The 25230-nt window shown below is 67.9% G+C and carries 24 protein-coding genes; all 24 read right to left on the bottom strand.

Annotation, left to right across the window (positions count from 1 at the left end; all coding sequences use genetic code 11):
* Nucleotides 1–86: 86 nt before the first annotated feature.
* The 24 genes from Q8N19_RS02345 to Q8N19_RS02235 all read right to left on the bottom strand — a co-directional run bounded on the left by Q8N19_RS02345 (nucleotide 87) and on the right by Q8N19_RS02235 (nucleotide 25204).
* Nucleotides 87–755: an LPD7 domain-containing protein gene (locus Q8N19_RS02345; protein WP_305588026.1), complete on the bottom strand. Its 669-nt coding sequence runs from the start codon at nucleotides 753–755 to the stop codon at nucleotides 87–89.
* The gene (locus Q8N19_RS02340; protein WP_305588025.1) at nucleotides 745–2517 is read right to left on the bottom strand and encodes a type IV secretory system conjugative DNA transfer family protein; all 1773 of its coding nucleotides are present in this window, start codon (nucleotides 2515–2517) and stop codon (nucleotides 745–747) included. Before Q8N19_RS02340 ends, Q8N19_RS02345 begins: the two co-directional genes overlap by 11 nt.
* A gap of 61 nt (nucleotides 2518–2578) precedes the next feature.
* On the bottom strand, nucleotides 2579–3580 hold the full coding sequence (gene virB11 / locus Q8N19_RS02335; protein WP_305588024.1) for a P-type DNA transfer ATPase VirB11: 1002 nt from the start codon (nucleotides 3578–3580) through the stop codon (nucleotides 2579–2581).
* Between the two features lie 3 nt (nucleotides 3581–3583).
* Nucleotides 3584–4714 (bottom strand): type IV secretion system protein VirB10, encoded by a 1131-nt coding sequence (gene virB10, locus Q8N19_RS02330; protein ID WP_305588023.1) that lies wholly within the window; start codon nucleotides 4712–4714, stop codon nucleotides 3584–3586.
* Nucleotides 4711–5562 carry a TrbG/VirB9 family P-type conjugative transfer protein gene (locus Q8N19_RS02325; RefSeq protein WP_305588022.1) on the bottom strand — a complete coding sequence of 284 codons (852 nt, stop codon included), beginning with the start codon at nucleotides 5560–5562 and terminating at the stop codon, nucleotides 4711–4713. Before Q8N19_RS02325 ends, virB10 begins: the two co-directional genes overlap by 4 nt.
* A complete protein-coding gene (locus tag Q8N19_RS02320; RefSeq protein WP_305588021.1) occupies nucleotides 5559–6233 on the bottom strand; it encodes a virB8 family protein in 675 nt (224 codons plus the stop codon). Before Q8N19_RS02320 ends, Q8N19_RS02325 begins: the two co-directional genes overlap by 4 nt.
* Before the next feature lie 235 nt (nucleotides 6234–6468).
* Nucleotides 6469–7404, bottom strand: coding sequence for a type IV secretion system protein (locus Q8N19_RS02315; protein ID WP_305588020.1), 936 nt, complete (start codon nucleotides 7402–7404; stop codon nucleotides 6469–6471).
* Between the two features lie 6 nt (nucleotides 7405–7410).
* The gene (locus Q8N19_RS16925) at nucleotides 7411–7632 is read right to left on the bottom strand and encodes an EexN family lipoprotein (protein WP_371133771.1); all 222 of its coding nucleotides are present in this window, start codon (nucleotides 7630–7632) and stop codon (nucleotides 7411–7413) included.
* Nucleotides 7632–8339, bottom strand: coding sequence for a type IV secretion system protein (locus Q8N19_RS02310; protein WP_305588019.1), 708 nt, complete (start codon nucleotides 8337–8339; stop codon nucleotides 7632–7634). The genes Q8N19_RS16925 and Q8N19_RS02310 overlap by 1 nt, the downstream gene beginning before the upstream one ends.
* On the bottom strand, nucleotides 8336–10714 hold the full coding sequence (locus Q8N19_RS02305; RefSeq protein WP_305588018.1) for a VirB4 family type IV secretion/conjugal transfer ATPase: 2379 nt from the start codon (nucleotides 10712–10714) through the stop codon (nucleotides 8336–8338). Before Q8N19_RS02305 ends, Q8N19_RS02310 begins: the two co-directional genes overlap by 4 nt.
* Nucleotides 10707–11051, bottom strand: a complete 345-nt coding sequence (locus Q8N19_RS02300) for a type IV secretion system protein VirB3 (RefSeq protein WP_305588017.1) — start codon at nucleotides 11049–11051, stop codon at nucleotides 10707–10709. Before Q8N19_RS02300 ends, Q8N19_RS02305 begins: the two co-directional genes overlap by 8 nt.
* Before the next feature lie 4 nt (nucleotides 11052–11055).
* Entirely contained in the window at nucleotides 11056–11376 is a 321-nt protein-coding gene (locus Q8N19_RS02295; RefSeq protein ID WP_305588016.1) for a TrbC/VirB2 family protein, read from the bottom strand.
* The gene (locus Q8N19_RS02290) at nucleotides 11373–12002 is read right to left on the bottom strand and encodes a lytic transglycosylase domain-containing protein (RefSeq protein WP_305588015.1); all 630 of its coding nucleotides are present in this window, start codon (nucleotides 12000–12002) and stop codon (nucleotides 11373–11375) included. The genes Q8N19_RS02295 and Q8N19_RS02290 overlap by 4 nt, the downstream gene beginning before the upstream one ends.
* A gap of 115 nt (nucleotides 12003–12117) precedes the next feature.
* Nucleotides 12118–12411 (bottom strand): helix-turn-helix transcriptional regulator, encoded by a 294-nt coding sequence (locus Q8N19_RS02285; RefSeq protein ID WP_305588014.1) that lies wholly within the window; start codon nucleotides 12409–12411, stop codon nucleotides 12118–12120.
* A gap of 165 nt (nucleotides 12412–12576) precedes the next feature.
* Complete coding sequence (locus tag Q8N19_RS02280; RefSeq protein WP_305588013.1) at nucleotides 12577–12798, bottom strand: helix-turn-helix transcriptional regulator; 222 nt, start codon at nucleotides 12796–12798, stop codon at nucleotides 12577–12579.
* A gap of 152 nt (nucleotides 12799–12950) precedes the next feature.
* A complete protein-coding gene (gene chrA / locus Q8N19_RS02275; RefSeq protein WP_305588012.1) occupies nucleotides 12951–14351 on the bottom strand; it encodes a chromate efflux transporter in 1401 nt (466 codons plus the stop codon).
* Complete coding sequence (locus Q8N19_RS02270) at nucleotides 14348–15046, bottom strand: superoxide dismutase (protein WP_305588011.1); 699 nt, start codon at nucleotides 15044–15046, stop codon at nucleotides 14348–14350. Before Q8N19_RS02270 ends, chrA begins: the two co-directional genes overlap by 4 nt.
* Before the next feature lie 281 nt (nucleotides 15047–15327).
* A complete protein-coding gene (locus tag Q8N19_RS02265; RefSeq protein WP_305588010.1) occupies nucleotides 15328–16647 on the bottom strand; it encodes a hemolysin family protein in 1320 nt (439 codons plus the stop codon).
* A gap of 80 nt (nucleotides 16648–16727) precedes the next feature.
* Nucleotides 16728–17354 (bottom strand): transmembrane anchor protein, encoded by a 627-nt coding sequence (locus tag Q8N19_RS02260; RefSeq protein WP_305588009.1) that lies wholly within the window; start codon nucleotides 17352–17354, stop codon nucleotides 16728–16730.
* A 12-nt stretch (nucleotides 17355–17366) separates the two neighbouring features.
* Nucleotides 17367–18086, bottom strand: a complete 720-nt coding sequence (locus Q8N19_RS02255) for a HupE/UreJ family protein (protein WP_371133770.1) — start codon at nucleotides 18084–18086, stop codon at nucleotides 17367–17369.
* 4 nt (nucleotides 18087–18090) lie between these two features.
* A complete protein-coding gene (locus tag Q8N19_RS02250) occupies nucleotides 18091–19437 on the bottom strand; it encodes an MFS transporter (RefSeq protein WP_305588008.1) in 1347 nt (448 codons plus the stop codon).
* Between the two features lie 40 nt (nucleotides 19438–19477).
* Entirely contained in the window at nucleotides 19478–22663 is a 3186-nt protein-coding gene (locus tag Q8N19_RS02245) for an efflux RND transporter permease subunit (protein ID WP_305588007.1), read from the bottom strand.
* The gene (locus tag Q8N19_RS02240) at nucleotides 22653–23909 is read right to left on the bottom strand and encodes an efflux RND transporter periplasmic adaptor subunit (protein ID WP_305588006.1); all 1257 of its coding nucleotides are present in this window, start codon (nucleotides 23907–23909) and stop codon (nucleotides 22653–22655) included. Before Q8N19_RS02240 ends, Q8N19_RS02245 begins: the two co-directional genes overlap by 11 nt.
* Nucleotides 23909–25204, bottom strand: a complete 1296-nt coding sequence (locus Q8N19_RS02235) for a TolC family protein (protein ID WP_305588005.1) — start codon at nucleotides 25202–25204, stop codon at nucleotides 23909–23911. Before Q8N19_RS02235 ends, Q8N19_RS02240 begins: the two co-directional genes overlap by 1 nt.
* Nucleotides 25205–25230 lie beyond the last annotated feature (26 nt).

Below are 25230 nucleotides of genomic sequence, written 5' to 3'. Positions count from 1 at the left end.
GAAACCACGGTCTGTAGACTACATAATAGGAACGGCCGCTCGCCCTCAACCCTACTCTGGCGGCGGGCGCCGAGGCTTGTCGTTTGCTAACGGCTGCGTTGCCGCTCTCGGGATTGCACGGAGTCCTGCTGGACGTGGGAGCGGGGGACTTCGACCGGCTGCAACCGCGCGCCCTTCTCCAACCACGACGCCAGCCGCTCGCGGGCGGCCGACAGAATCCGGTCTTGCGCCGGCCGGTCGCCGACCCGCGCACGCACCACGGCCTCAACGATCCGCATATTGGCACGGCCCGCCGTCCCGCCATCGCGAGGTTCGCGGTCCCCCCGCTCAGGCTGCGCTTCATTGGTGCGGGCGACCTTGCGCGCCAACGCCGCCTGCCGGCGTTCAAGCTCCTGCCGGTCCCTTTCCGTCGATTGATACCCGCGCACCTCCAGACCAAGAGCGCTGGCCGTGAGCCAGGCCTCGCGCTGGAAGTCCTTGTCGCCGTGGACTACGACGACGGTCCAGCCGCGGTGCTGCGCCACCGCGGCCATGTCGCGGATGGCGTTGGGGTCGGACCTCGGGGTCACCAGCCGAGCTCCGAGGTCGCGGAATGCCGCCGTCTGAATGCGCGCGTCGGCATAGAAGCCAAGCCCCGGGCCGCCGCGCTCGTCCGTGAAGTAGCGTCTGCGCAGGAGGTCCGGGACGTCGCCCTTGCTCATCGAGCGCCCGCGGCCTTCGCTGTCGATCTGATTGCGATCCATCTTATCGGGCATGATCGGCCTCCTGTCGTGTCGCGGACGCGTCGATGAAGCGCTCCATCCAACCTTCGACCTCGGCATCGGTCGCGCCTTCGGGCGGCAAGGGCTCGAAGCCCGCCGCCTCCAGCGCGGGGATCACCAAGTCCAGGCTGAGATCGTCGTGACGCGGCGCACGGCTGGGCATCGACATGGTGGAGGCAGACAGCGCCGTCCCGATCCCAGGGCGGGCGGCCACGGTCGGGGGCGCCACGACCCGCTGGTTGAACACTTTCTCGCGCCAGTATTGGATCTTGCGGCCGCGCACCGGCGGCATGCCGGCGCGCAACAGGATGAGCTGGCTTGGGTCCATCTGCATCAGTTCCTGCGGCATCATCAGCGCGCGGCGTTGATCCGATTCCGTGGTGCTGCGGCGACCGCCCGACAGCAGCGTCGGCCGGCTGTGGGACCGGCTCGAATAGGTCCAGAAGCCCAGCCGTTCGGAGAGATCCTGGGCGACCTTCAGTTCCTTGGGCGCAAAGGCGATCTCAAGACCGCAGTTGGCCATGATCTCCTCCGCGAGGTCAGGACCGTATTCCGCCCGCAGCTGCGCGGGGCTTTGCAGGACTGGCAGCAGGCGCAGGCCATAGCCGGCGACGTAGGAGAAGCCCTGGGCGATGACGGCCGCGTGCCCGAGACGCGCGAATTCATCCATCACCATGAGGACCTGGACCTTGTGCAGGTCGGCGCTCGGGCGCTCTCGAGTGTTCAGGTCCACCAGCTGCTGCAGCAGCAAATTGTAGAGCGGCGCCACCCGCGCCAGGTTGTCGGGCGAGACGCCGAGATACAGCGACATCCGGCGCTCCCGAAGGTCACGCAGATCGAAGTCGCTGGCGTCGGTCGCTGCGCAGACCCGCGGGTTCAGCCACAGGTTCATCCGCGCCGTGATGGTCTGCTTGATCGAGGCGAAGGTATTTTCCGAGGCCGAACAGAAATCCGAGAGGGCGCTGACGCAGCCGTGGGAGAGCGCCTTGCCAGCCGATGCGCGGGCTTCGACCTGCGCCAGCAGCCGGTTGCGCGGATCGCCCTGCGTCAGCTCCCGATAGATGGCGCCCAGGCTGAACGGCAGCTCCGGCGTCTCGGCGACATAGGCGCCAACGCCGATCAGCCCCGTGCGCGCCGCCTCGGCCCAGAAGGGATCGCCGTGCTGCGGCGGCGGAAACAGCATAACCGCCAGCTTCTGCAACTCGTCGAGCACCGCGATGGAGTCGGTGCGGTCGATATGGCCAAGCGGATTGAACCGCGCGGTACGGCCCTCGGGGTCCAGCGGATCGAACAGCACCACGTCCTGGCCATGCGTGGCACGGAAGCCGGCGCTCGCCTCCCAGTTCTCGCGCTTGACGTCGAGCACCACGACGGAGTCCGGCCAGGTCAACAGGTTCGGAATGACCACGCCAACGCCCTTGCCGCTGCGGGTGGGCGCATGGAGCATGACGTGCTCGGAGCCGCCAAAGACCAGCAGCCGACCACCTTTTCGGCCCAGCACGATGCCTTGGCGCGACCGCAAGCCGGCGGCGACAAGCTCAGCCTCGCTCGCCCAGCGGGCGGCGCCATGCAGCGGCGGCCGAAGATTGCGGATGATCCCCATGCCAATGACGCCCGCGGCGCCGAACACCGACAGCAGGCCGACGCCGAGCCACTTGCGGACCTGCGGATCGTCGCGGAAGTACCAAAACCAGGCGGGGACTTGCGCCGGATCGATATCGGGCGACAGCCGCCCCAGCCCCGCCAGGGCGATCACGGCGGCGAGTCCGCCGAGAAGGCCGACGCCGGCCGCCGTCAGCGTGGCGACATAGGCAGCCTTAAGCGGCCAGGGCGCGCTTGCGAAGCGGGTCATACCAGACCTCCGTCATGCGGAAGCGGCCGTCGACGCGGCGCAACTGCACCACCACGTCGACCAGCATGTGAAGTAGCGAGCGGATGTCGTCGCGGGCGAGATCCCGGCCGCCTTCGGACTCTTTCACCAACAGGGTGAGTTGCTCGAAGGCCAGGGTGGCGCTGTCAGCGTGGATGGTGGTGATCGAGCCGGGATGACCGGTGTTGACGTTGCGCAGATAGAAGAAGGCCGTCCCGTCTCGGAGCTCCTGCAACAGGATGCGATCCGGCCGCATGCGCAGGGCGCTTTCGAGGAGCTGCTTGGCCCCAACCTTCGCCAGGCCCTGGCCATCCTTGGCGTAGAGCAGGTGGACGGCGTTGCGGTGGGGAACGGTGAGTTCGCGGGCGTCCTCGATGGTCAGCAGGCGTTCCCCATCAGGGATGAGCTTCACGAGCCCCTTGGCGAAGGTGGTCTTGCCCGACCCCGTGGCGCCGGAGATCAGCACGTTGCGCCGGCTCTGGACGGCGAGCCGGAAGAAGGCCGGCCAGTCCCGGGCGTCCCGCAAGGCCAGGAGCCGCGTCTCCTCGCCCGAGAGGTCGTTGGTCGCCAGGGCCACGTCGTCGAACAGGCCGGCCCGCTCGAAGGCGTCGAGATCGAAGGTCGCTTCTGACGGCTTGCGCAGGGTGAGCGACAGTCGCTCGGCGGCCGGCGGAATGACGATCTGGCAGCGCTCGCCGCCCGGCAGCACGGTCGAACAGATCGGCGTTTCCGGCGTCACATCCTGGGCGGTGAACGCGGCGGCCGCCTTGGCCAGCGTCGAAAGCCACGACTCGCTGAGGTCCGGCGCCGCACGCCATTCCCAGCCGCCCGCATGCTCGATGCCGAGCTCTCCCGGGCGATTGACGACGACCTCGGTGACGCCTGCGGGCTCGAGGCAGGCCTGGAGCGGCTTCAGATAGTGCTGCAGGACGGCGGCGTCGTGAGCCATGACTCACCGGCTCTTCAGGCCATAGACCCCGGAGAAATCGAAATCCTGGGCGACGAAGATGGAGACCTCGGCGCCCTGCGCCTTGCGCAAGCTGGGCGGGATATTGATCGAGTTCTGCACCGCGATGCCGGCCGCGTCCGACGGCAGGCGGGTGATGTTGGAGCCGTTGTTCTTGCCCGCCACGGCATAGGCGGCGTCATCGACGATGCTCAGGAGCAGCGCGCCGCCGAAGCGGTCCCAGAAGTGGGTGTCGATCTCGCCGTCAAAGCCTGCGCGCCCGACCGGATCGGCGGCCGGCGATCCCAAGGCGATGGCGACGCCGGCCGGCGTCACCGCCCGGGTCCACAGCACGAACAGCCGCCGCTGGCCTTGGCGTAGGCTGGAGCGGTACTCGCCCAGCACCTTCGTGCCCTTCTCCATCAGAACGACCGCGCCGTTGTCCGACAGCACGTCCCGGGGGATCAAGCAGCTGACATAGCCTGGGGTGGTGGTGTCCATCGCGGTCTGCAGGAGGCACGGGATGTTGGCGCCGGCGACGATCAGGAAGTTACGGTCCGGCAGCCGCGCGGCGCGCGACTGGCCGATGGACGAGCCTCGCCGAAGCTGGTCGAGCTCGGTCGCTTCGCGCGCCGGTCCGTCCTGCGCCGCCAGCACGGCGGGCATCACAGGCGCGGCGCCGCCGTTGCCGCCCCGCGAATAGGCGATGATCGGTGCGCCGCGGATCGCGCTGACCTCGGCCTGGCGGCGGCTCGCGGCGTCGGCGGCGGAAGCCGCGCCGCCCGCCGTGGTCTGGAGGGCCGGAACCGGGCCGCCAGCCTCGGTTGGACCGAGGTTGGGCGCGTTTGGGCCCGGCGCGGCCAAGGTCGGCGACGGCGATCTCATGGCCGGCTCGAACGGTACGACCTGCCGCGCCGGCTCGTCGCGCCGGGGTTCGGCCTTGGGCTTGTCGTGGCCCCAGGTGGCGGCGACGAAGACGCCGCAACCGGCGACCAATGCGGCGACGACGACGCCCTTGCCGGCCAAGCCGGAACCGAGCCGCCCGGCAATCGGCGAGATCGATCGTTCGAACGCGGGCGCCGTCCGGCCCTCTGCCGACGGGGCTACGGTCTCATACGGCGCGGCGGCGTCGGTCATGGCTTGGCCGCTCCCTTGTCGGTGCGCTGGACGTCGGGCGCGGCGGTGCCGGTCGCCGGATTGACGCCATAGGGCTCGAAGGCCTGGTTGTAGATGCAGAGCACATCGCGTCCGCGCCGCAGGCGCAGCTGCTGGACGACCGCGTGGACGACGACGAATTCGCCGCGCACGTCGAAGGGGATCAGGCTCTCCGTGCCGCTCGATTCCACCTGGTAGACGGCGGGCACTTGCTGATTGCCGGGAAATCGCATGACGGTGAAGCGGCCGTTGTCGGAGACCTCCGATGGCTGCAGAGCCGTCGCGCCCTGGACGGCGTAGTTCAAATTCCGGCGGCCCTCTACGACGGCGCGGTCGAGCTTCAGCTCGAGGATGCGCCGCTCCAGCGCCGCGGCCTGGGCGGTGAGCGCCGACGTCGCCGCCGCCTTCTCGTCCTGCGGATAGCGGAAGCGCAGGCCGAAGACCGTATCGCGGGTGTTCCGCGCCGAGGAACCGGATCGCGTCGACAACTCGAAAGTATAGTTGCGGGTCTCGCCGCCGCGGCTGGTCGTGACGATCAGGTTGGTCGGCGGCCGCGCCGCCTTCGGCTTGACGAAGAGGATGTTCCTTTCGGCCGCCACGTCCCAGCCGGTGGCATCGCCGACGGCCACGTGAAGAATGGTCTCGTCCGGCCCCAAGAGGATCTGGGTCGCGGTCCGGAAGACGCCGGTGATCCTCACCACCGCCCAGGGATCGTAGTCGATGACCTTGATGCGCGGGTCGGACGGTCCCGACCTGGGGGTGTCCAAGGTTAAGGCAGGCGAAGCACTGGCCATCGCCGCCGCGATGACGAGGGCGCCAAGGGTTCTCATCGCACCACCTCCGGGTCGGCCCGGTAGCTGGTCACCTGGAAGCCGAGGGGATTGCGGAGGCGGTCGGCCTCGCCCATCGGGGCGCGGGTGTAGCTGTAGGCGACCGTCGCGATCCAATCGCTCTCAGTGATCTGCTGCCTCTGGCGGACGGTCCGATGGAAACGGACGTTGGCGACGCCATCGGCGACAAAGCTCACGGCGCGGATGTCGATCTGGGCTTCGGCGGCCGGTCCGAACACCACCTGCGGGCTCTGCGGATTGGCGGGGCGGAAGGCGTCGGCCCAACGCTGCTGCTCGGCCGGCGTCGACATGATCGAGACCTGGCGGAAGTTGGCTTCGGCGGCCGGGGCTAGCCAGCCTTCCCGGGCCCGCACGTACTGGGCCAGGAAGTGCTTGGTGACCGCCTCGTCATAGGTGAGCGGCTTTTCCGACTTCAGGGCCGTCATGACGTCGACCGCGCCGGTGCTGCGGTCCACACGAACCACGAAAGGTTCGACGCTCTTCAGCGGAGCCAGGGCGGCCACCGCGCCGACGGCGACGGTCGCCACTATGGATGCGAAGGCCGCCACGCCCCAGGCGAGACGGCGCGAGCGTTCGGCGTTGCGGATCTGATCCGCATTCCAGCTCTTCGCCTCGGCGAAATACTCCTTGAGATCGGCCTGGGCGTTCATGCGCAGCTCCCGAATGAGCTGTTGGGAGCGGCCGACGAGAGCTTCCTGGGTTTGGCTTCACGGCCGGCAGCTGGAGGGGATGGCGCTTGGCCAGTTGGGGTCGGCGCGAGAACTGACCCGTAAGAATTGGCGGGACGCAGATGCTTGCCGTCACAGGCCGCGAGCTTGCCACCGCCCGTCGTCGCGCATCCGGCCAGGGCCAACATCGGCAGAAGGGTAAGAACACGCATGCGCATCATGCTCGACCTCCAGCGGGGCGGATAGAGCCGCCGCCTCGGGGGGCGCTGCGGCTGGCCTCTTGCGGACCCTGTGGTGCGCCGGGCCGGGGCACACCGCTCAGCGAGGCGGCGTTGGCGAAGTCGGCGAGGCCCGCGCTGGCTCCGCCCGCGATCCCGGCGGCGATGGCCGGGGTCTGCAGGAAGAAGATCGACCCGAGCAGGCACAGGGCGACGAACAGCAGCCCGCCCGCCATGGGATCGGAGCCGTCGATGCTGCCCCACTGCTGGGCGACCAGCGACAGGATCAGCTGAAAGACGGTGATGATGAGGGCGAACAGGACCAGGTAGTTCACCGCCTGGCTGAGCCAGCCGAAGAAGAAGCGCCGGGTCGCATCGAAGAGGGCGCAGGCGATGAAGATCGGCCCCAGCGCAATCAGGAAGGCCAGCGCCACCTTGGCGATCAGCACCACACCGAAGCCAATGGCGGCAGCCAGGGCGCCGACGATGTAGACGACCGCGCCGAGGATCCAGGGACCGAAATCAACTGGACTAGCCTCTTTGGTGATCTTCTCGGCCAGATAAGCGGCGCGGTTGAAGAAGTTGTCGAAGGCGGACCCCACATCGGGGACGCCTGATCCGCTGATCGCCTGGGTCAGGGTATCCGGCAGGACATGGAATATGGGCTGAGTGACGTAGGTCGAGTAGGCGACCGTCGTGGCCAGCATGTAGATAAAGGCCAGCTTGATGCTGCGCACGACGAAATCCATGAACGGCTCCTGGATGGCGCCGCGCAGGATCGCGAACCCATAGAGCAGGACGTAGAGCACCAGAGCGGCGCGGAGCGGGCCGGAGACCTCGGCCATTACCGAGCTGGCGCGCTCGTTCAGGAAGACGTCGAGCTTGCTGGCGACGAATCCATAGGCCGGCTGAAAGATATGCAGGGTCTCGGCCACGGCGGATCAGAAGCCTTTGCGGTAGGCGTCCATGCGGGCATCACGCTTGGCGGAGGCGACGGCCGCCTGCGCGTTTCCGCACTCTTCGCCTCGGTGAGCACCGGTCTTGCAATCGCTGACCACCTTCGCAGCCTCATCTTGGTGAGCCTCGAAATAGCTGGAGCTCCGCGGTTGCGGTGAGCAGGCCGCTAGGCCCGCGAGTGTTAGGCTGAGAACCAGACGACGCATCATTGGAATCCCTGCTTGTAGGCCGCCATGCGCGCCTCACGCGCCGCCAACATCCGTTCGCGCTCGCGCTGGGCCTGCAGCCGATCCTCGGCCGCCTGAGCCATGGCGATACCTTGCAGCCGCATCTGGTCGTTGGCGATCATCGCCTGTTCGGTGGTGGCGCGGGCTTGCAGGTCCATGACGGCCCGGGCGTTTGGCGCAGTGTCGATTGCGGCTTGGAGGTCCTTCAGACCCTCAAGGCGCTGAGCGCCGGCATCGGAGACGCTCTGGCCTAAGGCCAGGTCGCGGGCGGCGCGCTGCCCGGCCGCCTCGAGATCCGCGCCAAGCGGATCGTCGGCCTGGGCCGTGTAGAGCCGGTTGGCGGACCGGATGGCGTCTGCCTTGGCGCCGATCGCGCCAAGCGCCGTGAAGTCGCCCTTTGCCGCTGCTGTGAAGGCTGACGTGTCAGGCAAGAAGGACCGCAGCGACGGAACGCCTAGGGCGCTGGCGATCTTGCTGACCCCAGAGGCGTCGTTGAGGCTGGAGAAGAGCTGCTGGCCCTGGGTGACCTGGGCCTTGAGCTCGTTCAACTGGTTCACGGCGGTGGTCGCCTGCTGGATCAGCTTGGCGTAGCTGGCCGCGTCGTAGACCGCCAGTTGGGCGTGGGCGGCCGATCCGCCGAGCGTGACGGCGCCTATAAGCGCGATGGTGATCAACGGCCGCTTCATGGGATCATCCTCCGTTCGCGGTGGAAGGGCTCGAGCCAGTTGTTCGGATCGTCGCCGACGCGGGCCCGGATGCGGTCGAGGAGATCGACCGTCTCAGTCCGGCCAGAGAGAACGGCAAGTTGGTCGTCGAGGCCGTCGAGACGCAGCTCCGCGACGACGGAGTTGAGGCCTTGCTTGATCAGGAACTGGCGGCTCTCCGGCGCCAGTTCCTCGCGCACCAGGGCGAACTCGCGCCGGGTGAGGCCGAAGCCGTCGACATAGTCGCGCTCGGCCGCGTGGGCGTTGGGCAGGAAGATCTTGGTCGCACACTGCTCAAGGATGGTGTGGGCTATGGGCGAGCGCAGAACGTCGGCAGGAGACTGGGTGCCGAACACCATGAAGGCGTTCTGCTTGCGGTAGGTCTTCAGGCCGTCTTGAGCCAGGCCTCGGAAGGCTTCATCGCCCAAGGCCTTCCAGAACTCGTCGATGTCGATGACCAGCCGGCGCCCGTCCACGAGGGCGGCGAGCCGATGGAAGAGGTACATCATCATCGGCGTGCGGACCTCGGCGTTGTCCAGCACATGGGTCATGTCGAAACCCAGGAACCGCGCGTCTAGGCCGAGGGCGTCCTCTTCGTTGTCGAGCACCCAGCCGAGCGCTCCACCACGACACCACTTCTCGAGACGCGCCCCGACGCCGCCGGCGTCGCGCTGTCCCAGCAGCGCTCTTAACGCGGAGAGCGACCGCTGGGCGGGCGGGAGCGGGCCAAGCGCCACGATGGCCTCGTCGATGGCATGCTCTTCCTGAACCGAGAGCGGGCGTTCGCCTGCACCGACCAGCTGGCGGATCAGCAGGCCGAGGAAGGCTGCGGCGCCCGGCGTGAAGTCGAGGGCCTTGAGCGGCGCGAAACCGGTCGGCTCACCGTTGCGCAGAGTGAGGTAAGTCCCTCCGCAGGCGCGCACGAAGATCTCCGCGCCCCGGTCCTTGTCGATGAAGACTTCCTGGGCGCCGAACTTCTCCAGCGCAGCCAGCATGAAGTTCTGGACGACGGTCTTGCCCGACCCTGAGGGGCCGCAGATGAAGGTGTGCCCAAGATCGCCGACATGGAAGTTGAAGTGGAAGGGCGAGCCAGCGGAGGTGCGCAGGAGCGCAACTGCTGGGCCCCAATGGTTGCCCTCAGCCCGGCCGGCCGGGTGCGTGTGGAAGGGCGCCAACGCCGCGAAGTTGCGTGAGGTGATCGCCGCAGGCCGGACGCGCCGTCCGAAATTGCCGGGGAACTGCGCCCAGAACGCGGCCTCGAGCGCCAAGTCCTCGCGGGCCGTGACGAGGCCAGAGTCCGCGAGCAGGGCGCGAGCGCCGGAGAGGTTGTCGGCGAGTTGACGGGGATCGTCGCCATACACCAGAACCGACGCCTGGTGGTCGCCCATGGCGAAGCGGTTGGACATCAGGTCGTCGAGCGCGTCGCCCAGCCCCGTGATCTGGGAGGCCGCTCGGTCTCGCGCTGAGAGCATCTGGTTTTGCTTGCGCTCCATCACCGCGCGGGCGGCCGTCTTGGACAGGAAGCTGAAGGACTGGCTGGCCACAAAGGCGAAGCGGGCCGACAGCAGGCCGTTCCAAAGTCCGGGGCGGGTGACCGCCGGATATTCTTTAACCCCGAAGATGCCCGCGAACCTGGCGTCTGCGGCGTCCCGTATCTCCAGGGCCTCGCGGCCGAAGATCACCCTGGCCGAATAGATCGCCGAACCCAGGTGCCCGCGGATCAGCGGCACGCGCTCGCGCCGTCCGGTCAGGACGAGCCGCAGCACTTCGAGGGGCTCGGAGAACCAGCCGCCGTCGCGCTCGTAGAGCCCAAGCGTGCGCACGCCATAGCGGCTGAGGTATTGCGCCAAGTCGCGGCCCGCGTCCTGCAGCCGCTTGACCGCCTCCTCCTCATCACCTTCTGACCTGCGGCGCCTATTGATCCAGGCGCCAGCGCGCTCGGCCGCATCGCGACCGGGGTGGAGGACAAGGGTCACGTAGAGCTCGTTGACGAACATCTGGGTCGCGCCGAGCCGAGCCTGGTACTGGGCGTCAAGCTCAACGGCGAAACCCGAGCGGAAGCTGCCCTCGGGATACCCCTCGTGGCGGCGGCGAACCAGGTGGTACCAGACCGCGAGATGGTCATTGGCCAGGTTGCGCCAGGCGCTGTTGAGCTTGGCATGCCAATCGTTGAGATCGCGGACGTCGGCTGTTTCGAAGCTGGCGCCGTCCAGCTGGAACGTCATCATCAAGGCCTGGGTGTCCAGGCCGATGATCTCGCCCGTCACATGGCGGGCGTAGGGGAGCGCGCCGCGCGGATCGAGTTCCCGCGCGAGGGTCGACTGCCCGGCCCTCGGCTGGAGGAGCAGGCTAGCCACGGATCACCTCCGCGGCGACGTAGCGGCGCTTAAGCGGGAGCGGCGTTGAGGAGCTGCCGCCCCAGGTCGCCCCGTTGCGAGCGCGGCCCTTGGTGTCCACGAACATCCATAGGACCCGGAAGGCGTTGTGGTCGTGCTTGCAAATGGCTCGGAAGACGACATGCACCGCCGGCGCGATCAGCAGGTAGGCTGGTGAGTGCGCGGCGAGGAAGACCGTCGCCGTCACCATCAGGTTGAGGCCCATAGCCTCCATCGGCACGCCGGCGACCATGGCTGGACGCGTGCAGGCGAGGAACAGGGTGTCCTCGGTCAGGCGTTCCTCGGCATCAGCGGACATCGGATCATGCCCCGCCGCTGCCGCCGGTGATCAGGTCGACGATCGCCGCTGCGCTGAAGATGACGATGATGCCGACCACCACCGTGCCGGCGCGTCGCATGTCCAGGTGTCCGAACATCCACGCGATCCCGGTGATGATGATGGCGATCACCGCCAGGCCTCGGATCACGTTGCTGTTGAGCAGATCGATGATGTTCTGGATGAAGGTGCCGATGTTGCCGCCGACGTCAGCCGACTGGGCGAAGGCCGGGCTGGCGCTGGCCAGGGCGACGACGCCCACCAAGGCCAAGCGACCAATGAGAAGCTTCTTGCCGCGCACGCTCACTGGAAACCTCCGGACGTTGTGGTGGAGACGGTGGTGACGAAGCTGCTGGGGCCACGACGGACCTCGCCGAACACATCCCAACTCGCGGAGATTTCCGGCGGCGGTGCTGGCACGGGTCCCGAAGGGATGGCGACGGCTGTCCCACCGATGGCCGGTACAATCCGTTCGGCCGCGCTGGACACCTTGGCCACGTAGCCGTTGGTAAAGCCGCGAGCAGGGTGCCCGGTGTTGTAGTAGGAGAGCGCCCTCTTCAGAGCCGCCTGCTCGCCTACGCGCGCGGCATCGCTGCGGCCGTAACCGTCCTGAAGAATTCGGGCGGCGGCTCTCAGGTTCGTGCACGGCTCAAAGACTTCGGCCAGGGTTAGGCCGAGCCAGGACAGGTTCTTGCTGTTGATCTGCGCCAGACCGAGGTCGATGCTCCGGCCAGCTTTGATGAGTGCCGCCGCCTTAGCCACCGCGTCATCGACCGAGGTGGGCTCGACCGCGATGCGCGGCGCGCCATTGACGCCGATGGCTAAAGGCTCGAACCGGCTTTCCACCTGAACCACCGAAAGCAGCGTCTCCGGCGCAACGGACGGCGCGCACTGGGCGGCGAGAGCAAGCGCGGCGGCGAGCGTGATGGCCATGGGGGAGCACCTAGGGGTGGCTTCAACAGTGAGACCTCTCTGGGCCTCGACTCGATGTTCACCGGACGGGGTCCTAATCGCGAGGCGCAAGCCTACCCACTCGGAGGGGGTAGGCTTACGGTGCGCTTGCGGCGATCAGGCCCAGTTCGCGGGCGCGAACGACGGCTTGGATGCGGGTCTTCACGCCGAGATGGCCGCAGACCTTGATGATGTGCTTCTCGACAGTTCGCCCCGACAGGCCAAGAATGCTGCCGATATCGGTGGCGCTCTTTCCCTGTTGGACCCAGGCCAAGCACTCAAGCTGACGCTCTGTGATGAGCCGAGAGGCGATCAACCGATCCTCGCGATCGGCAATAGGGCGAAACGAACGGGGCTCGGCCCGCCGTGCGTAGTCGGAGCGGTTGGCCAAAGGACCGACCTCCTAGCTAAGGTTTGCCCCCCTAACTAGACCGATTGATCGGATGCAGTTGGCTTGAAGTTCCAAGACTTCGTAAGCTACGAGACTGACACCACTACTGATTGATTCCCGACAACCGTTTGCCGGGTCAATTCCGCAGAATTGCGGCCCGTAGATTTACGGATGATCGGAGAGAAGCCCTAGCTCCGCTGCCTTCGCGACGGCCTGTGTTCTATTTCGAACCTTCAGGCGTTCGCAGGCCTCCCCGACATACTGGTCGACTGTTCGTGACGACAAGCCAAGCGTTGCCGCAATCTCTACCGAAGTCTTCCCGGCCGCAGCGAGGCGCAAGCATTCGATCTGACGGGGGCTTAGCCCAGGTACGGCATCGCTAGGCATAAGCGCACACGAAGGACTCAACGCGCATGAGAATCGCTTCCTCAAAGCCCTCTTTTGCTTCGCAATGGATGTAGCAGCACCTCGGTTAAATCAACCTGAAGCTGTCCCCCAGTCGCATCTCGCTCGCTTCGTTTAGCTTTAGCCGATGCCGTTCAGACCGCCCGCAGGCCCATGATGTGTAGGGCGATGCCGACGACGGCACAGCCGAGCAGCACCGGGATCACGCCCACCTTGAAGCGGAAGATAGCGAGCGCTGCGGCCAGCGTGAGGACGAGCGAAGCCCAATTCATCGTCCACAGGACGGGCACATCGAGCCGAAGCCCCCAGCCCGCCAACTCCCGCACTTCGCTGAAAAGCACGTGCAGTCCGAACCAGATGGCCAGGTTGAGGATAACCCCCACCACTGCCGCCGTGATGGCCGCCAGGGCGGCGTTGAGCGCTCTGGCTCCGCGCAGGGCTTCGACGAATGGGGCGCCTAGGAAAATCCAGAGGAAGCAGGGGGTGAAGGTGACCCAGGTGGTGAGCACCCCGCCGAGAACCCCCGCCAGCAACGGCGACAGGCCCTCGGCTCCGCGATACGCCCCCATGAAACCGACGAACTGGGTGACGATAATCAGCGGTCCCGGCGTGGTCTCAGCCATGCCGAGGCCATCCAGCATTTCGCCGGGGCGCAGCCAGCCGTAGGTCTCGACCGCCTCCTGGGCGACGTAGGCCAGCACAGCGTAGGCGCCGCCGAAGGTGACTACGGCCATCTTCGAGAAGAAGACGGCGATCTCCGAGAAGACATCGCCCCAGCCCAGCATGAGGCCAAGGCCGAGGACCGGCGCCGCCCACAGCACGGCGAGCGCCCCGCAGATCTTCACAGACCAGGCGAGGTTCGGCCGCGCATGAGCGGGCGTGCCCTCGCCCAGCAGGCTGTCGACGTCGAGCACCTCCTTGCCGCTCGCAGCGCCATGGCCGCCGCCCACGAGGAAGGCCGGGGCGCCGGCCCGCCCGCCGACGAAGCCGATCAGCGCCGCGGCCAGAATGATCAACGGGAACGGCACGTCGAAGGCGAAGATGGCCACGAAGGCGGCCGCGGCGATGCCGACCATCACCGGATTCTTCAGCGAGCGCTTTCCGACCCTGACCACGGCCTGCAGCACGATGGCCAAGACGGCGGCCTTCAGACCGAAGAACAGGGCCGACACCATGCCGACGCCGCCCAGCATGGCGTAAAGGATGCTGAGGCCCATGATGGCGAGGAAGCCGGGCAGGACGAATAGCACGCCAGCCAGCAGGCCGCCGGCCGTGCCGTGCATGAGCCAGCCAATGTAGATGGCGAGTTGCTGCGCCTCAGGCCCCGGCAGCAACATGCAGTAGTTCAGAGCATGCAGGAATCGCCGCTCGCCCAGCCAGCGTTTCTCCTCCACCAAGATGCGATGCATCATGGCAATCTGGCCCGCGGGACCGCCGAAGCTGAGGGCGGCGACGCGCCCCCACACCTTCATGGCCTCGCCGAAGGAGACGCCGTGGCCGGCGGCCGGGGAGGCGACTTCGTTCGCAGCGATCATGCCGCCGTGGCCCGTGCGAAACGCGTATTTGCCCCCTTCCAGGCAAACACCTTCATGTAGGCGTCGACGTAGGCCGCGGCCTTGGCGCCGTAGTCCATGTGATAGGCATGCTCGTACATATCGAGCGCCAACAGCGGCCGCCCGTCGGCCAGCGTCTGGGTGTGGTCGGAGCCCCACTGATTGACCAGCCGCTGGTCCCGTTCGCTCCAGGTGAGCAGCACCCAGCCCGACCCGCCGCCGAGCGCCTTGCCCATGGCGGAGAACTCCGCCGCCCAGCGGTCATGGGTTCCGAAATCCCGCTCGATAGCGCGCGCCAACTGGGCCGAAGGCGCGTCGCGTTCGCCGAACCCCTCGAAATGCACTTCGTGCAGGACCATGGAGTTCCAAGCGAGGAGTTCTTCGCGCTTCAGACCATTCAGCAGAAAGGTGGGAGCCGTGGCCATGTCGAGCTTCGCAAAATCCGCCTTAATCGCCGCGAGCCGCTTTACCGCGCCGGTGTAGTTGTTGTCGTAGTGGCTACGGATCAGCTTCTCCGACAGACCCGGCACCTTTGCCGGATCAAAGGGCAGCGGCTTGGGGGTGAAGGCCGCTGCAGCGGGCGGCCCTCCAGTTGCTTCGGGGGCCGCGAGCGCAGGCGCGGCGGTCGCAAGGCCGGCGGCGGCGGCCAGCAGCGTGCGGCGATCCGGATCGATCATTGGTCTCTCCTTCAGAGGTTTGCAGGGCGCCACGCGGGCGTTGGACTCCTGGCCGCTGCGGCGCCGAGCGGGTCGGGTGTCGATGAGGGAATCGTTTGGAAAGGCGACGTTTCAGCGTCCAAGGCATGCGCTCCCGGGAGCCCGCACACGGCGGACCCTGAAGGAGCGGATCTTGGACGGGCGCACCCGTCTGACCGGGCGATCCGCAGAAGCCCGATGGCCCGGAATAGCGCGTGGAGTTGGCCTTGGGAAGACGCCGTCTGTTCAGACCGCTCGGCCCACTAGTCCACGCGGTGAAACGATCGCTCAGAAGCGTTGCGCCGCCGGAATAACAGCTTGTCGATCCGACGGTCGTCCATGTCGACCACCTCAACCTCGTAGCCCGCGATGTGGAAGACTTCGCCCTCTTCCGGGAGGCGCCCGGCCTCGTGCAAGACAAGGCCGGCTGCGGTGTGGAAGTGACCGGTCTCATCAAAGTCGGCTTTCAGGTGACGGGCGACGTCTTCGATGTCCGCGCGACCGTCGATCAGGAACGAGCCATCCTCCCGCTGCAGGATGGCGCTTGAAGTGTCCTGATCATGCGCCTCGTCGAAGTCACCAGCGATCATCTCAAGCAAATCCGTGGCCGTGACCACCCCCTCCATAGCGCCGAATTCGTCAACGACGAGCGCCATGTGAAGCGGGGATTGCTTTAAGAGTTCGAAGGCTTTCAGCACTGAGGTCGTCTCAGAGATGAACACCGGGGTGACCATGAGCGCCGGCAGATCCAGACGCTGGCCATCGAGCATGGCGTCGAGCACATCCTTCTTGTGGACAACGCCTACCGGTTCATCCACATCGCTGCCGCGCGCGACGACGATGCGGGAGTAAGGACAGGCGCGGATGTCGGCTGTCTGCTGCTCGAGTGGATCAGAGAGCGATATCCAATGGACGTCGCGGCGTGGCGTCATGGCGACGCGGACTGGGCGATCACCAAGCCGCATGACCTCGCCGATCATTGCCTGTTCGGCCGGTTCGATAAGACCTGCGCTTGTGCCTTCCGCCAGCACCGTCTCCACTTCCTCGTGGGTGATCTCTTCGCCCTGCTGGTCCTTGACGCCGAGCAACTTCAGTACCCCAGCCGTCGAGAAGGTCAGGAGCGTCACAAATGGGCTCAGCCCGCGCGCCATGACCGTGAGCGGCCGCGAGACCAATGCGGCGATGGTTTCCGGGAAGGCCAGGGCGAACCGCTTAGGCACCAGTTCGCCCACCACGAGCGAGAAGTAAGTCAGGGCCACCACGACAACGCCAGTCGCCAAGCCTTCAGAGTATTGTTGCAGCGCGGGCACGCGCTCGAGCATGGCATCAAGTTCCGCCGCAATCGTCGCCTGGCCGAACGCACCCGCCAGAATGCCGATGAGCGTGATTCCAACCTGTACGGCGGCGAGGAACCGGGTCGGATTCTCAGACAGCTTCAGAGCAGCGGCTGCCCCCTTGTCCCCCCGGTCGGCTCGGCTCTGCAGTTTGGCGCGGCGGGATGACACCACCGCTAGTTCGGACATCGCGAAGAGACCGTTGAGCACCAGGAGCAGGAGCACCACGGCAGAGGCGAAGAGCAGCATCGAAGAAGACGGTCCAGCGAGGCTCTCCTGGAGCCACGTCGTTAGTCTAGGTCGTCCTAAGTGACTACGCGAGGAAACCTTCAGACCACCCGCTTCAACCGCGCGAAGTCGCCTGAGACGCGGAGGGTGAGCGTCACCGGCTTGCCGGCGCGGTTGCGCCAGAACCAGCCGTGCGCGCCGTCGAAGGCGGCGGTCAGCTGGCCTTCGGAGACGGCCTCCGAACCCTTGGCGTAGCCATGGTACTTGATGCCCGGCCCGTCCCCGTGGGTGTCGAAGTTCAGCTTCGGGCCGTCGGTGCTCCAGCGGAAGTCGATGGTGGTGCCTTTGCGCATCTCCGCCTTGAATTCGGCAGCCTGGTTGGGCGCTAGGGTGATGGCGACCTCCTCCACCTTGCCGGCGGCCACGGCCGGCGCCGCCGTAGCTGGAGCCGGCCGCGGGGCCGCCGGCGCGGCCGCGACCGCCACTTGCGGGGCAGCCGACGGCGCCGCGACTTCGGCCTTCGCTTCGGCAGCCAAGGCGACCTTAACCTCGCCCATCTGAGTCAGGCCGATCAGCCGACCTACTCCCGTGGGGTCGATGGCGTATTCAGCGGGCAGGACCACGGTGACCAGCAGCCCCGCGGCCACCGCTGCCGCGATGGCGGTGGAACGCAGCAGTCGCCGGGTGCTCGGCAGTTCGGTCGGATCGGGCTTGTGGATGTTGGACATGAGGAACTCCCCTCAGGCGACGAAGAAGCCGACCAGCTGGTAGCCGGTGAGGACGAAGCCCGCCGACATCAGCGCGACGTTGGCGGCGTAGGCGTGCTTCCAGAAGCTCGACGTGCGCCGCCAGAAGCCCATGGCGATGAGGATCAGGCTCAGCGCCAGGATCTGGCCGAGCTCGACGCCGATGTTGAAGGCCAGCAGGTTCGGGATCAGCCCGTCGCGGGCGAGCTCGAAGTCCTGCAGCTTGGTGGCCAGGCCAAAGCCGTGGAACAGGCCGAAGACGAGCGTGGCCGCCTTGGCGTTCGGCTGCACCCCGAACCAGCGCTGGAAAGCCCCGAGGTTGTCGAGCGCCTTGTACACTACCGACAGGCCGATGATCGCGTCGATCAGGTAGGCGTTGACGCTGATCCCGCCGAGCACGCCCGCCAGCAGGGTCACCGAGTGGCCCAAGGCGAACATCGTCACATAGAGGCTGATGTCCTTCAGGCGGTAGAGGAAGAAGATCACCCCGGCCAGGAACAGCAGGTGGTCGTAGCCGGTCACCATGTGCTTGGCGCCGAGATAGACGAAGGGCGCGAACAGCACGCCTGAGCTTTCTTGAATGTAGCCCTTGTCCCCCTCGGCGACGCCATGCGCCCAGGCGGCGCTGGCGATGAGGCTGAAGATCGCTGCGCCGACCGCCAGGCGCACGCCGGGCCTGGCTAGCCAGGGTCGTGGGAGATGGCTTGCTCTCATGGGTCTAGATCCCTGCCGAAGGCCATTGGCGGTGAAGGTCGTCGATGACGAAGTCATGGGCATGCTCGCGCTCACGGCCCGCGGCTTCGCCCTCGAGGAGATGCGGGTGGGTCGCTGGAAGGTCGTCGTGCCGATGGACCACCACGTCCGGGTCCTTGGCGGGCCAGAAGGCCAGCGCGCCAAGCACGCCGACCGCCGCCAAAATCGCGAGCGCCACAGAGGTCCACCCTAGGCCGATGCGAGCTCCCACCGCGCCGGCCACCAGGTAGGTGACGAGCCAGCAGGCGTGCGACAGCGCGAACTGGGCTGCGAAGACGGCGCTACGGTCCTCCGGGCTCGCTGAGCGCCGCAACAGCCGACCCGAGGGCGTCAGCACGGCGGAATAGCCGACGCCCATGATCGGCCATAGGATCAGCAGCGCAGCCCAGCGGTCCACGCCCGGCGCAACGGTCGCCACCGCCGTGGCCAGCAAGGTGGCCGCCAGCAGCAGCGCGGCGGCCACCATCACCTTGCGGTCGTCCAGGCGCTCGAGCAGCCGCGGCAAGGCGAGCGCGGCGAGCATCGAGCCCGCGCCGAAGGCGGCGAGCGTCAGGGCCACATCGTTCTCCGAGCGGCCGAGCAGCGAGCGGACGTAGACCACGGTGTTGACGATGACCATCGCCCCGCCCGCCGCGGCGGCGAGGTTCAGAGCCAGTAGGCCGCGCAAGCGCGGCGTCTTCAGGTAGATGCGCGAACCGCGGGTGGTCCGGGCATAGATCCCGCCGGCCTGTGGCTGTCGCTTCGGCTGCGGGACGGCGACGGAGACCACCAGGGCGGCGGACGTGAGGAAGCCCAGCACGGTGCCGCCGAACAGCCAGTGGAAGCTGATGACGCTGAGCAGCGCGGCCGCCAGCATCGGGCTAACCACACTTTCCAAGTCGTAGGCGAGGCGCGAGAGGGAGAGGGCCCGGGTGTAGCGCCCCTCGTCGGGCAGGATGTCGGGGATGGCGGCCTGGAAGGCCGGCGTGAAGGCGGCCGAGGTCGACTGCAGCAGGAAGATCAGCAGGTAGACCTGCCAGATCTCCGTCACAAACGGCAGCATCAAGGCCACGCCCGCCCGCACGAGGTCCATGGAGACCAGGAAGGCGCGGCGCGGCAGCCGGTCCGCGAAGGCGTTGGCGATCGGCCCCACCCCGATATAGGCGACCATCTTGATCGCCAGTGCTGTTCCCAGCACCGCGCCAGCGTCGGCGCCGGCCATGTCGTAGGCGAGCAGGCCGAGCGCCACGGTCGCCAGCCCCGTGCCCACCAGTGCGATCACCTGCGCCAGGAACAGGTGCCGGTAGGTGCGGTCCTGGAGCACGCTCAGCATGGCGCGCGCCTCGGCGCAGAGATCATCGACGCTACCTGGGTCATGCCGGAGCCTCCTCGGCGAAGTCCGCGTGCCGGGCTCGACCGTGCACCAGCCGATAGAGCGCCGGCAGCACCAGCAGCGTCAGCAAAGTCGACGACAGGATGCCGCCAATCACCACGGTGGCCAGCGGTCGCTGCACCTCCGCGCCGGCGCCCACGTTGAAGGCCATGGGCACGAAGCCGAGGCTGGCCACCAGGGCGGTCATCAACACCGGGCGCAGACGGGTGAGCGCGCCCTCGCGGATGGCCTCGTCGAGGCCCTGTCCTTCGGCGCGCAGGCTGCGGATGAAGCTCAACATCACCACCCCATTCAGCACTGCTACGCCCGAGAGCGCGATAAAGCCGACGCCCGCCGAGATCGACAGCGGCAGGCCGCGAAGCAGCAGGGCCGCCACGCCGCCCGTCAGCGCCAGCGGGACGCCCGAGAAGACGATTGCGGCGTCCTTGAACGACCGAAACAGAGCGTAGAGCAGGCCGAAGATCAGCAGCAGGGTCACGGGCACGACCAACTGCAGACGCTTGGACGCCGAGATCAGTTGCTCGAAGGTGCCGCCGTAGGTCACCCAGTAGCCGCTGGGGATCTCCACCTCGGCGCCGACCTTCTCCTGCACCTCGGTGATGAAGGAGCCGAGGTCGCGGCCGCGGACGTTGGCGGTGACCACCACGCGGCGCTTGCCGTTCTCGCGACTGATCTGGTTAGGCCCGATCTCGACCGCCACCTTGGCCACGTCGGCCAGCGGCACGAACCCGCGTGTTCCCTCTCCGCCGGAGGCCAGCGGTATCCGCAGCCGCCCGATCTCGTCGACGTTCGTGCGAATGGCCTCCGGCAAGCGGACCACCACGTCGAAGCGCCGGTCACCCTCGAAGACCTGGCCGGCCACGGTGCCGCCGAGAGAGGTGGCGACTACCTCCTGGACGTCCTGCACATTGAGCCCCAACCGCGCGAGCGCGGCCCGATCCGGCGTGATCTGCAGCACCGGCAGGCCAGTGACCTGCTCGACGCCGACGTCCTGGGCGCCTTCGACGCCGGAGACGACGGTCTCCAGTTGCTGGCCGATGGCCAACAACTGATCGAGGTCGTCGCCGAACACCTTCACCGCCACGTCGGCGCGGACGCCCGACAGCAGCTCATTGAAGCGCATCTGGATCGGCTGGGTGAACTCGTAGTTGTTGCCCGGGATCTGTGCCACCGTCGCCTGCAACTCGGCGAGCAACTGGGCGCGCGGCTTGCGCGGGTTGGGCCAGTCCTTGCGGTCCTTCAGCATGATGAAGGTGTCGGCGACGGACGGCGGCATGGGGTCGGTCGCCACCTCGGCGGTGCCCATCTTGGCGACCACGCGTTCGACCTCCGGCAGGCTCTTGATCCGGGCCTCCAGCGCCGTCTGCATTCGAATGGCTTGGCTGAGACTGGTGCCGGGGATGCGAAGGGCGTGCATGGCGATGTCGCCCTCGTCGAGGTTCGGCACGAACTCCGAGCCCATGCGACTGGCGGCGAAGCCGGCCAGCAGCACCAGCGCGGCCGCGCCGACAACGAAGGCGGTGCGCAGGCGCAGGGCGGTGTCCAGCGCCGGGGCGTAGAGCCTCCGTGCGCCACGCATCACCCGGCTGTCCCCCTCTTCCACCTTGCCGGTGACGAAGAGCGCCACCGCGGCAGGCACGAAAGTCAGCGACAGGATCAGCGCCGCCGTTAGCGCCATCACCACGGTGATGGCCATGGGGTGGAACATCTTCCCCTCGACCCCGGTGAGGGCGAAGATCGGCACATAGACCAGGGTGATGATCAGCACGCCGAACAGCGAGGGTCGGATCACCTCCCCGGTCGCCTGGGCGGTGAGCGCGAACCGCTCGTCGCGGGTCAGCAGCCGGCCGAGCCGGTGCTGGGCCTCGCCGAAACGCCGCAGACAATTCTCCACGATGATCACCGCGCCGTCGACGATCAGGCCGAAGTCGAGGGCGCCCAGGCTCATCAGATTGCCGGAGACCCGGCCCTGCACCATGCCGGTGATGGTCAGCAGCATCGAGAGCGGGATGATCGCCGCGGTGATCAGGGCGGCGCGGATATTTCCGAGCAGCAGGAAGAGCACGACGATGACCAGCAGCGCGCCCTCCAGGAGGTTGGTCGCCACCGTGTGGATGGTCCGCTCCACGAGATCGGTGCGGTCGTAGATCGGCTCGGCGATCACGCCGGGCGGTAGGGCCTTGGCCGCCTCCCCCAACCGCTCGGCCGCCGCTCGGGCCACCGTGCGGCTGTTCTCGCCAACGAGCATGAAGACGGTGCCCAGCACCACCTCCTGGCCGTTCTCGGTGGCCGCGCCCGTGCGCAGCTCCTCGCCCATCCCGAGATCCGCAACATCCGCCACCCGGATCGGCGCCCCGCCGCGGTTGGCGACGATGACGCCGCCGAGGTCCTCAAGGCCGCTGGCCTGCCCCGGGACGCGCACCAGGTACTGTTCGCCGAAGCGCTCCACGTAGCCCGCGCCGACGTTCGCGTTGTTGCGTTCCAGCGCGGAGACCACGTCGCTCAAGGTCAGGCCGTAGGCCGAGAGTCGCTCGGGCAAAGGGGTGACGTGGTATTGCCGCTCGAAGCCGCCGATGGTGTTGACTTCGGTGACCCCGGGCGTGTTGCGCAGCTGCGGCCGGATCACCCAGTCCTGCAGGGTGCGCAGGTCCTCCGGGGTATAGGCTTGCCCGTCCGGCCGCCGCGCACCTGGCTTGGCCTCCACCGTGTACATGAAGATCTCGCCGAGCCCCGTGGCGATGGGTCCCATCTCCGGCGTGAGGCCGGGGGGCAGCTGGCTGCGCGCGCCCTGCAGGCGCTCGTTCACCAGCTGGCGGGCGAAGTAGATGTCCGTCCCGTCTTTGAAGACCACAGTCACCTGGCTCAGACCGTAGCGTGAGACCGAGCGCGTGTATTCGAGGCCGGGAAGCCCCGCGATGGCGGTCTCCACCGGGAAGGTGATCCGCTGCTCGGCCTCCAGGGGCGAGAAGCCCGGCGCCTCGGTGTTGATCTGCACCTGGACGTTGGTGATGTCGGGGGTGGCGTCGATCGGCAGGCGCTGGAAGCTCCAGACGCCGATGGCGACGCTGAGCAGCGCAAGCGCCAGCACCGCCCAGCGGTAATGGATGGCGAGCGCGATGATCCGCTCGAGGAGCGGCGGGCGCTGCGCGCCTGCGTCAGTGGTCATGGCTGGCCCCCGACTTCTCGATGTCGGCCCGGATCAGGAAGGCGCCATCGGTGACGTACTCGGTTCCGGGCTCCAGCCCGCCCAGCACCTCGGTCCACTCGGGCGTCTGCGCGCCGAGCTCCAGCATCCGCACCTCGTAGGTGTTGCCGACCTTGGCGAAAACCACGGTGAAGTCGCGGAAGCGCTGGAGGGCCTTGGTGCGGACCGCCAGGGGCACGGACTTGGCGGCGACCTGCGCCGAGCCTTCCACCCCCATGCCGGGCCGGAAGCTGCCGGCGAGGCTCGGCGGAATCTCCACATGGGCGATCAGGGTCTGGCTGGCCATGTCCGCCGTCGGCAGTACCGTCTCAATGCGGCTCGTGGCCCGCCCGTCGCCCGAGAGGCTGCGAAGCTCCACCCGCTGGCCGGCGCGGATGCGCTCGGCGTCGCGGGGATAGATGAAGAACTCGGCGTGCAGCTTGGTGGGGTCGGCGATCACATAGAGGGGCTGGTCGTAGGCCACGTCGCCGACGTTGGCGTTCTTCTTGACGATCACCCCGCTGATCGGGGCGGGGATGGAATAGGTCTGCAGGCTGTTGCTGGACTCCACACGGGCGAGCAGCTGGCCGCGGCGGACCTGTTGTCCGAGGCTACCCGTCATGGCCATGATCCGCCCGGGATACCAGGCGCGCACCTCGCCCTGGCCTTCCGGCGTCACCTCGACCCGGCCCGAGAGATCGAGCAGCTCGCCGACGATGGCGCCGCCCGCCCGCTCGGTCTTCACGCCACCCGCCTGGGCGGCCTCGGCGTTGATCGTAGTGCGGCCCTCATACGATGCGTAGGCCCACTGGTGGGTGCGGCCGCCCTCGACGGCGCGCACCTTCACGTCGAAGGAGTGCGGCTCAGTTACGACGCCGGCGCCGCGCAGGTAGTCCTGCTGGGGCGCAAAGCTGAAGCGGTCCACCTTTCCGCCAAGCCGGGTGAGTTCGACGGTGAGCTGCACCTGCCGCGGATCGAGCGGCTTGTCTTTGCGATATGCGTAGACGTGGAACTCCGGCGGCACGCCTTCTTCGAAGATGGTCATTTCGACGGCGAAGTCGCCGGCGCGGAGCATGCGGCCGCGATGCGGACCGCGCTCAAAATCGGCGCCGGCGGCCGCATGGCCGGCTTCCGCCTCGGGCGCGTTGCGCTCCCCGCAGGCGGTGAGAAGGCCCGCGACAAGGGCCAGGACAAGCGGCGCGGCGCGCCAGGAAGAGCGGGACAGCATCAGCGGGGCTCCGCGGAAGGCGTGGATGCGAGATGGGCGAAGCGGCCGGTGAGCCGGTCGAGGGCGGCCTGGTCGGTGTGGTGCTGTCTCAAGACCGCCACCCGCCGCGCGCGGGCGTCGGCCAGGGCCCGTTCGGCCTCGGTGACGTCGATGTACTGGAATCCGCCTCGGTTGAAGCCCTCCCGCACCAGCTCGACGGTCTTGATCGCCGACGGGATCACCTCGGCGCGGATCCGCTCCGACTCGGCTGCCGAGGCGGCGAGCTTGGCCCGCAGCCGCGCCACTTCGCGGGCCTGCAGAACCCGGGCCGCGGCGATGTCGGCCTCAGCCGCGTTGCGCTCGGCCAGGGCCCGCTCCACGCCGGCCTTGTTGGTGTCGTAGCGCTGCAGCGGGATAGTCCCGCCAACCACTAGGGCGACATCCGAGCCCTGTCCGAAGTAGCGGACGCCGGCCCGCAGGGTGGGGTCGGCGACCTGACGGGCGCGCTCCAGGTCCACTCGCGCGAGCGCCGCGTCGCGGGTGGCGGCCAACAGCGCTAGGTCGGCGGTCTCCGCCGGAGCAGCATTGGTGGCCGGCGCCGTGCGGAAGAAGAAGGTCTCAAGATCGAGGTTGAAGTCGGGGCCGCCGCCCCAGAAGGCGGCGAGCGCGGCCCGCGCGTTGCGCGCCGTGTCGCGCGCCTGGTCCCGGGCGATCTCGGCCTGGGCCGTAAGGGTCTCGGCGCGGGCCCCCGCGAACAGCGGGTCCCGGGCGCTGCGGACCCGCCGGGCGATGTCGGCCTGGGAGCGGTGGGCGGCGATCAGCCGGGCCTCTGCGATCAGCACGTCGGCCTCAGCGGCGAGCGCCTCGGCGTAGGCGACCTGCACCTCCTTTATGAGGTCCAGCCTCCGAACCTCCTGACGGCGATGCACCAGTTCGATCTCCGCGGCCGCGACCGCGGTGCGGGCGCCGCGTTTGCCGCCGCGCTCGAAGGTCTGCTGGTAGCTCACCGTGGCTTCGGTCCGGTCGAGGATCGAATAGGCGCCCGAGCCTGCGAAGTTCTCCAACTCCAAGCCCACAGACGGGTTGGGCCGCAGCCCCGCCTGACGGGTCGCAGCCCGCGCGGCTTCCACCCTCGCATCGGCGGCCGCAGCCGAAGGATCGGCGCCCAGCGCGCGGGTCACCGCATCGGTGAGCGTCAGGGATGGCGCCGGTGCCTGGGCCAGTGCGGCGCCCGGCCCGAAGGCGAGCGACAGCGCCGCCAGAACCGGCGCGGCGAGGAGCCGCGCAAAGGCGCAACTCGGACGAAAAATGGGCATGAGGTCTCTCGAAGCACGGTGAAACG

The organism is Phenylobacterium sp., from assembly GCF_030693405.1.
Classification (GTDB): domain Bacteria; phylum Pseudomonadota; class Alphaproteobacteria; order Caulobacterales; family Caulobacteraceae; genus Phenylobacterium.
The sequence above is the reverse complement of the archived record's forward strand: the minus strand, read 5'-3'. Positions and strand labels throughout refer to the sequence as shown.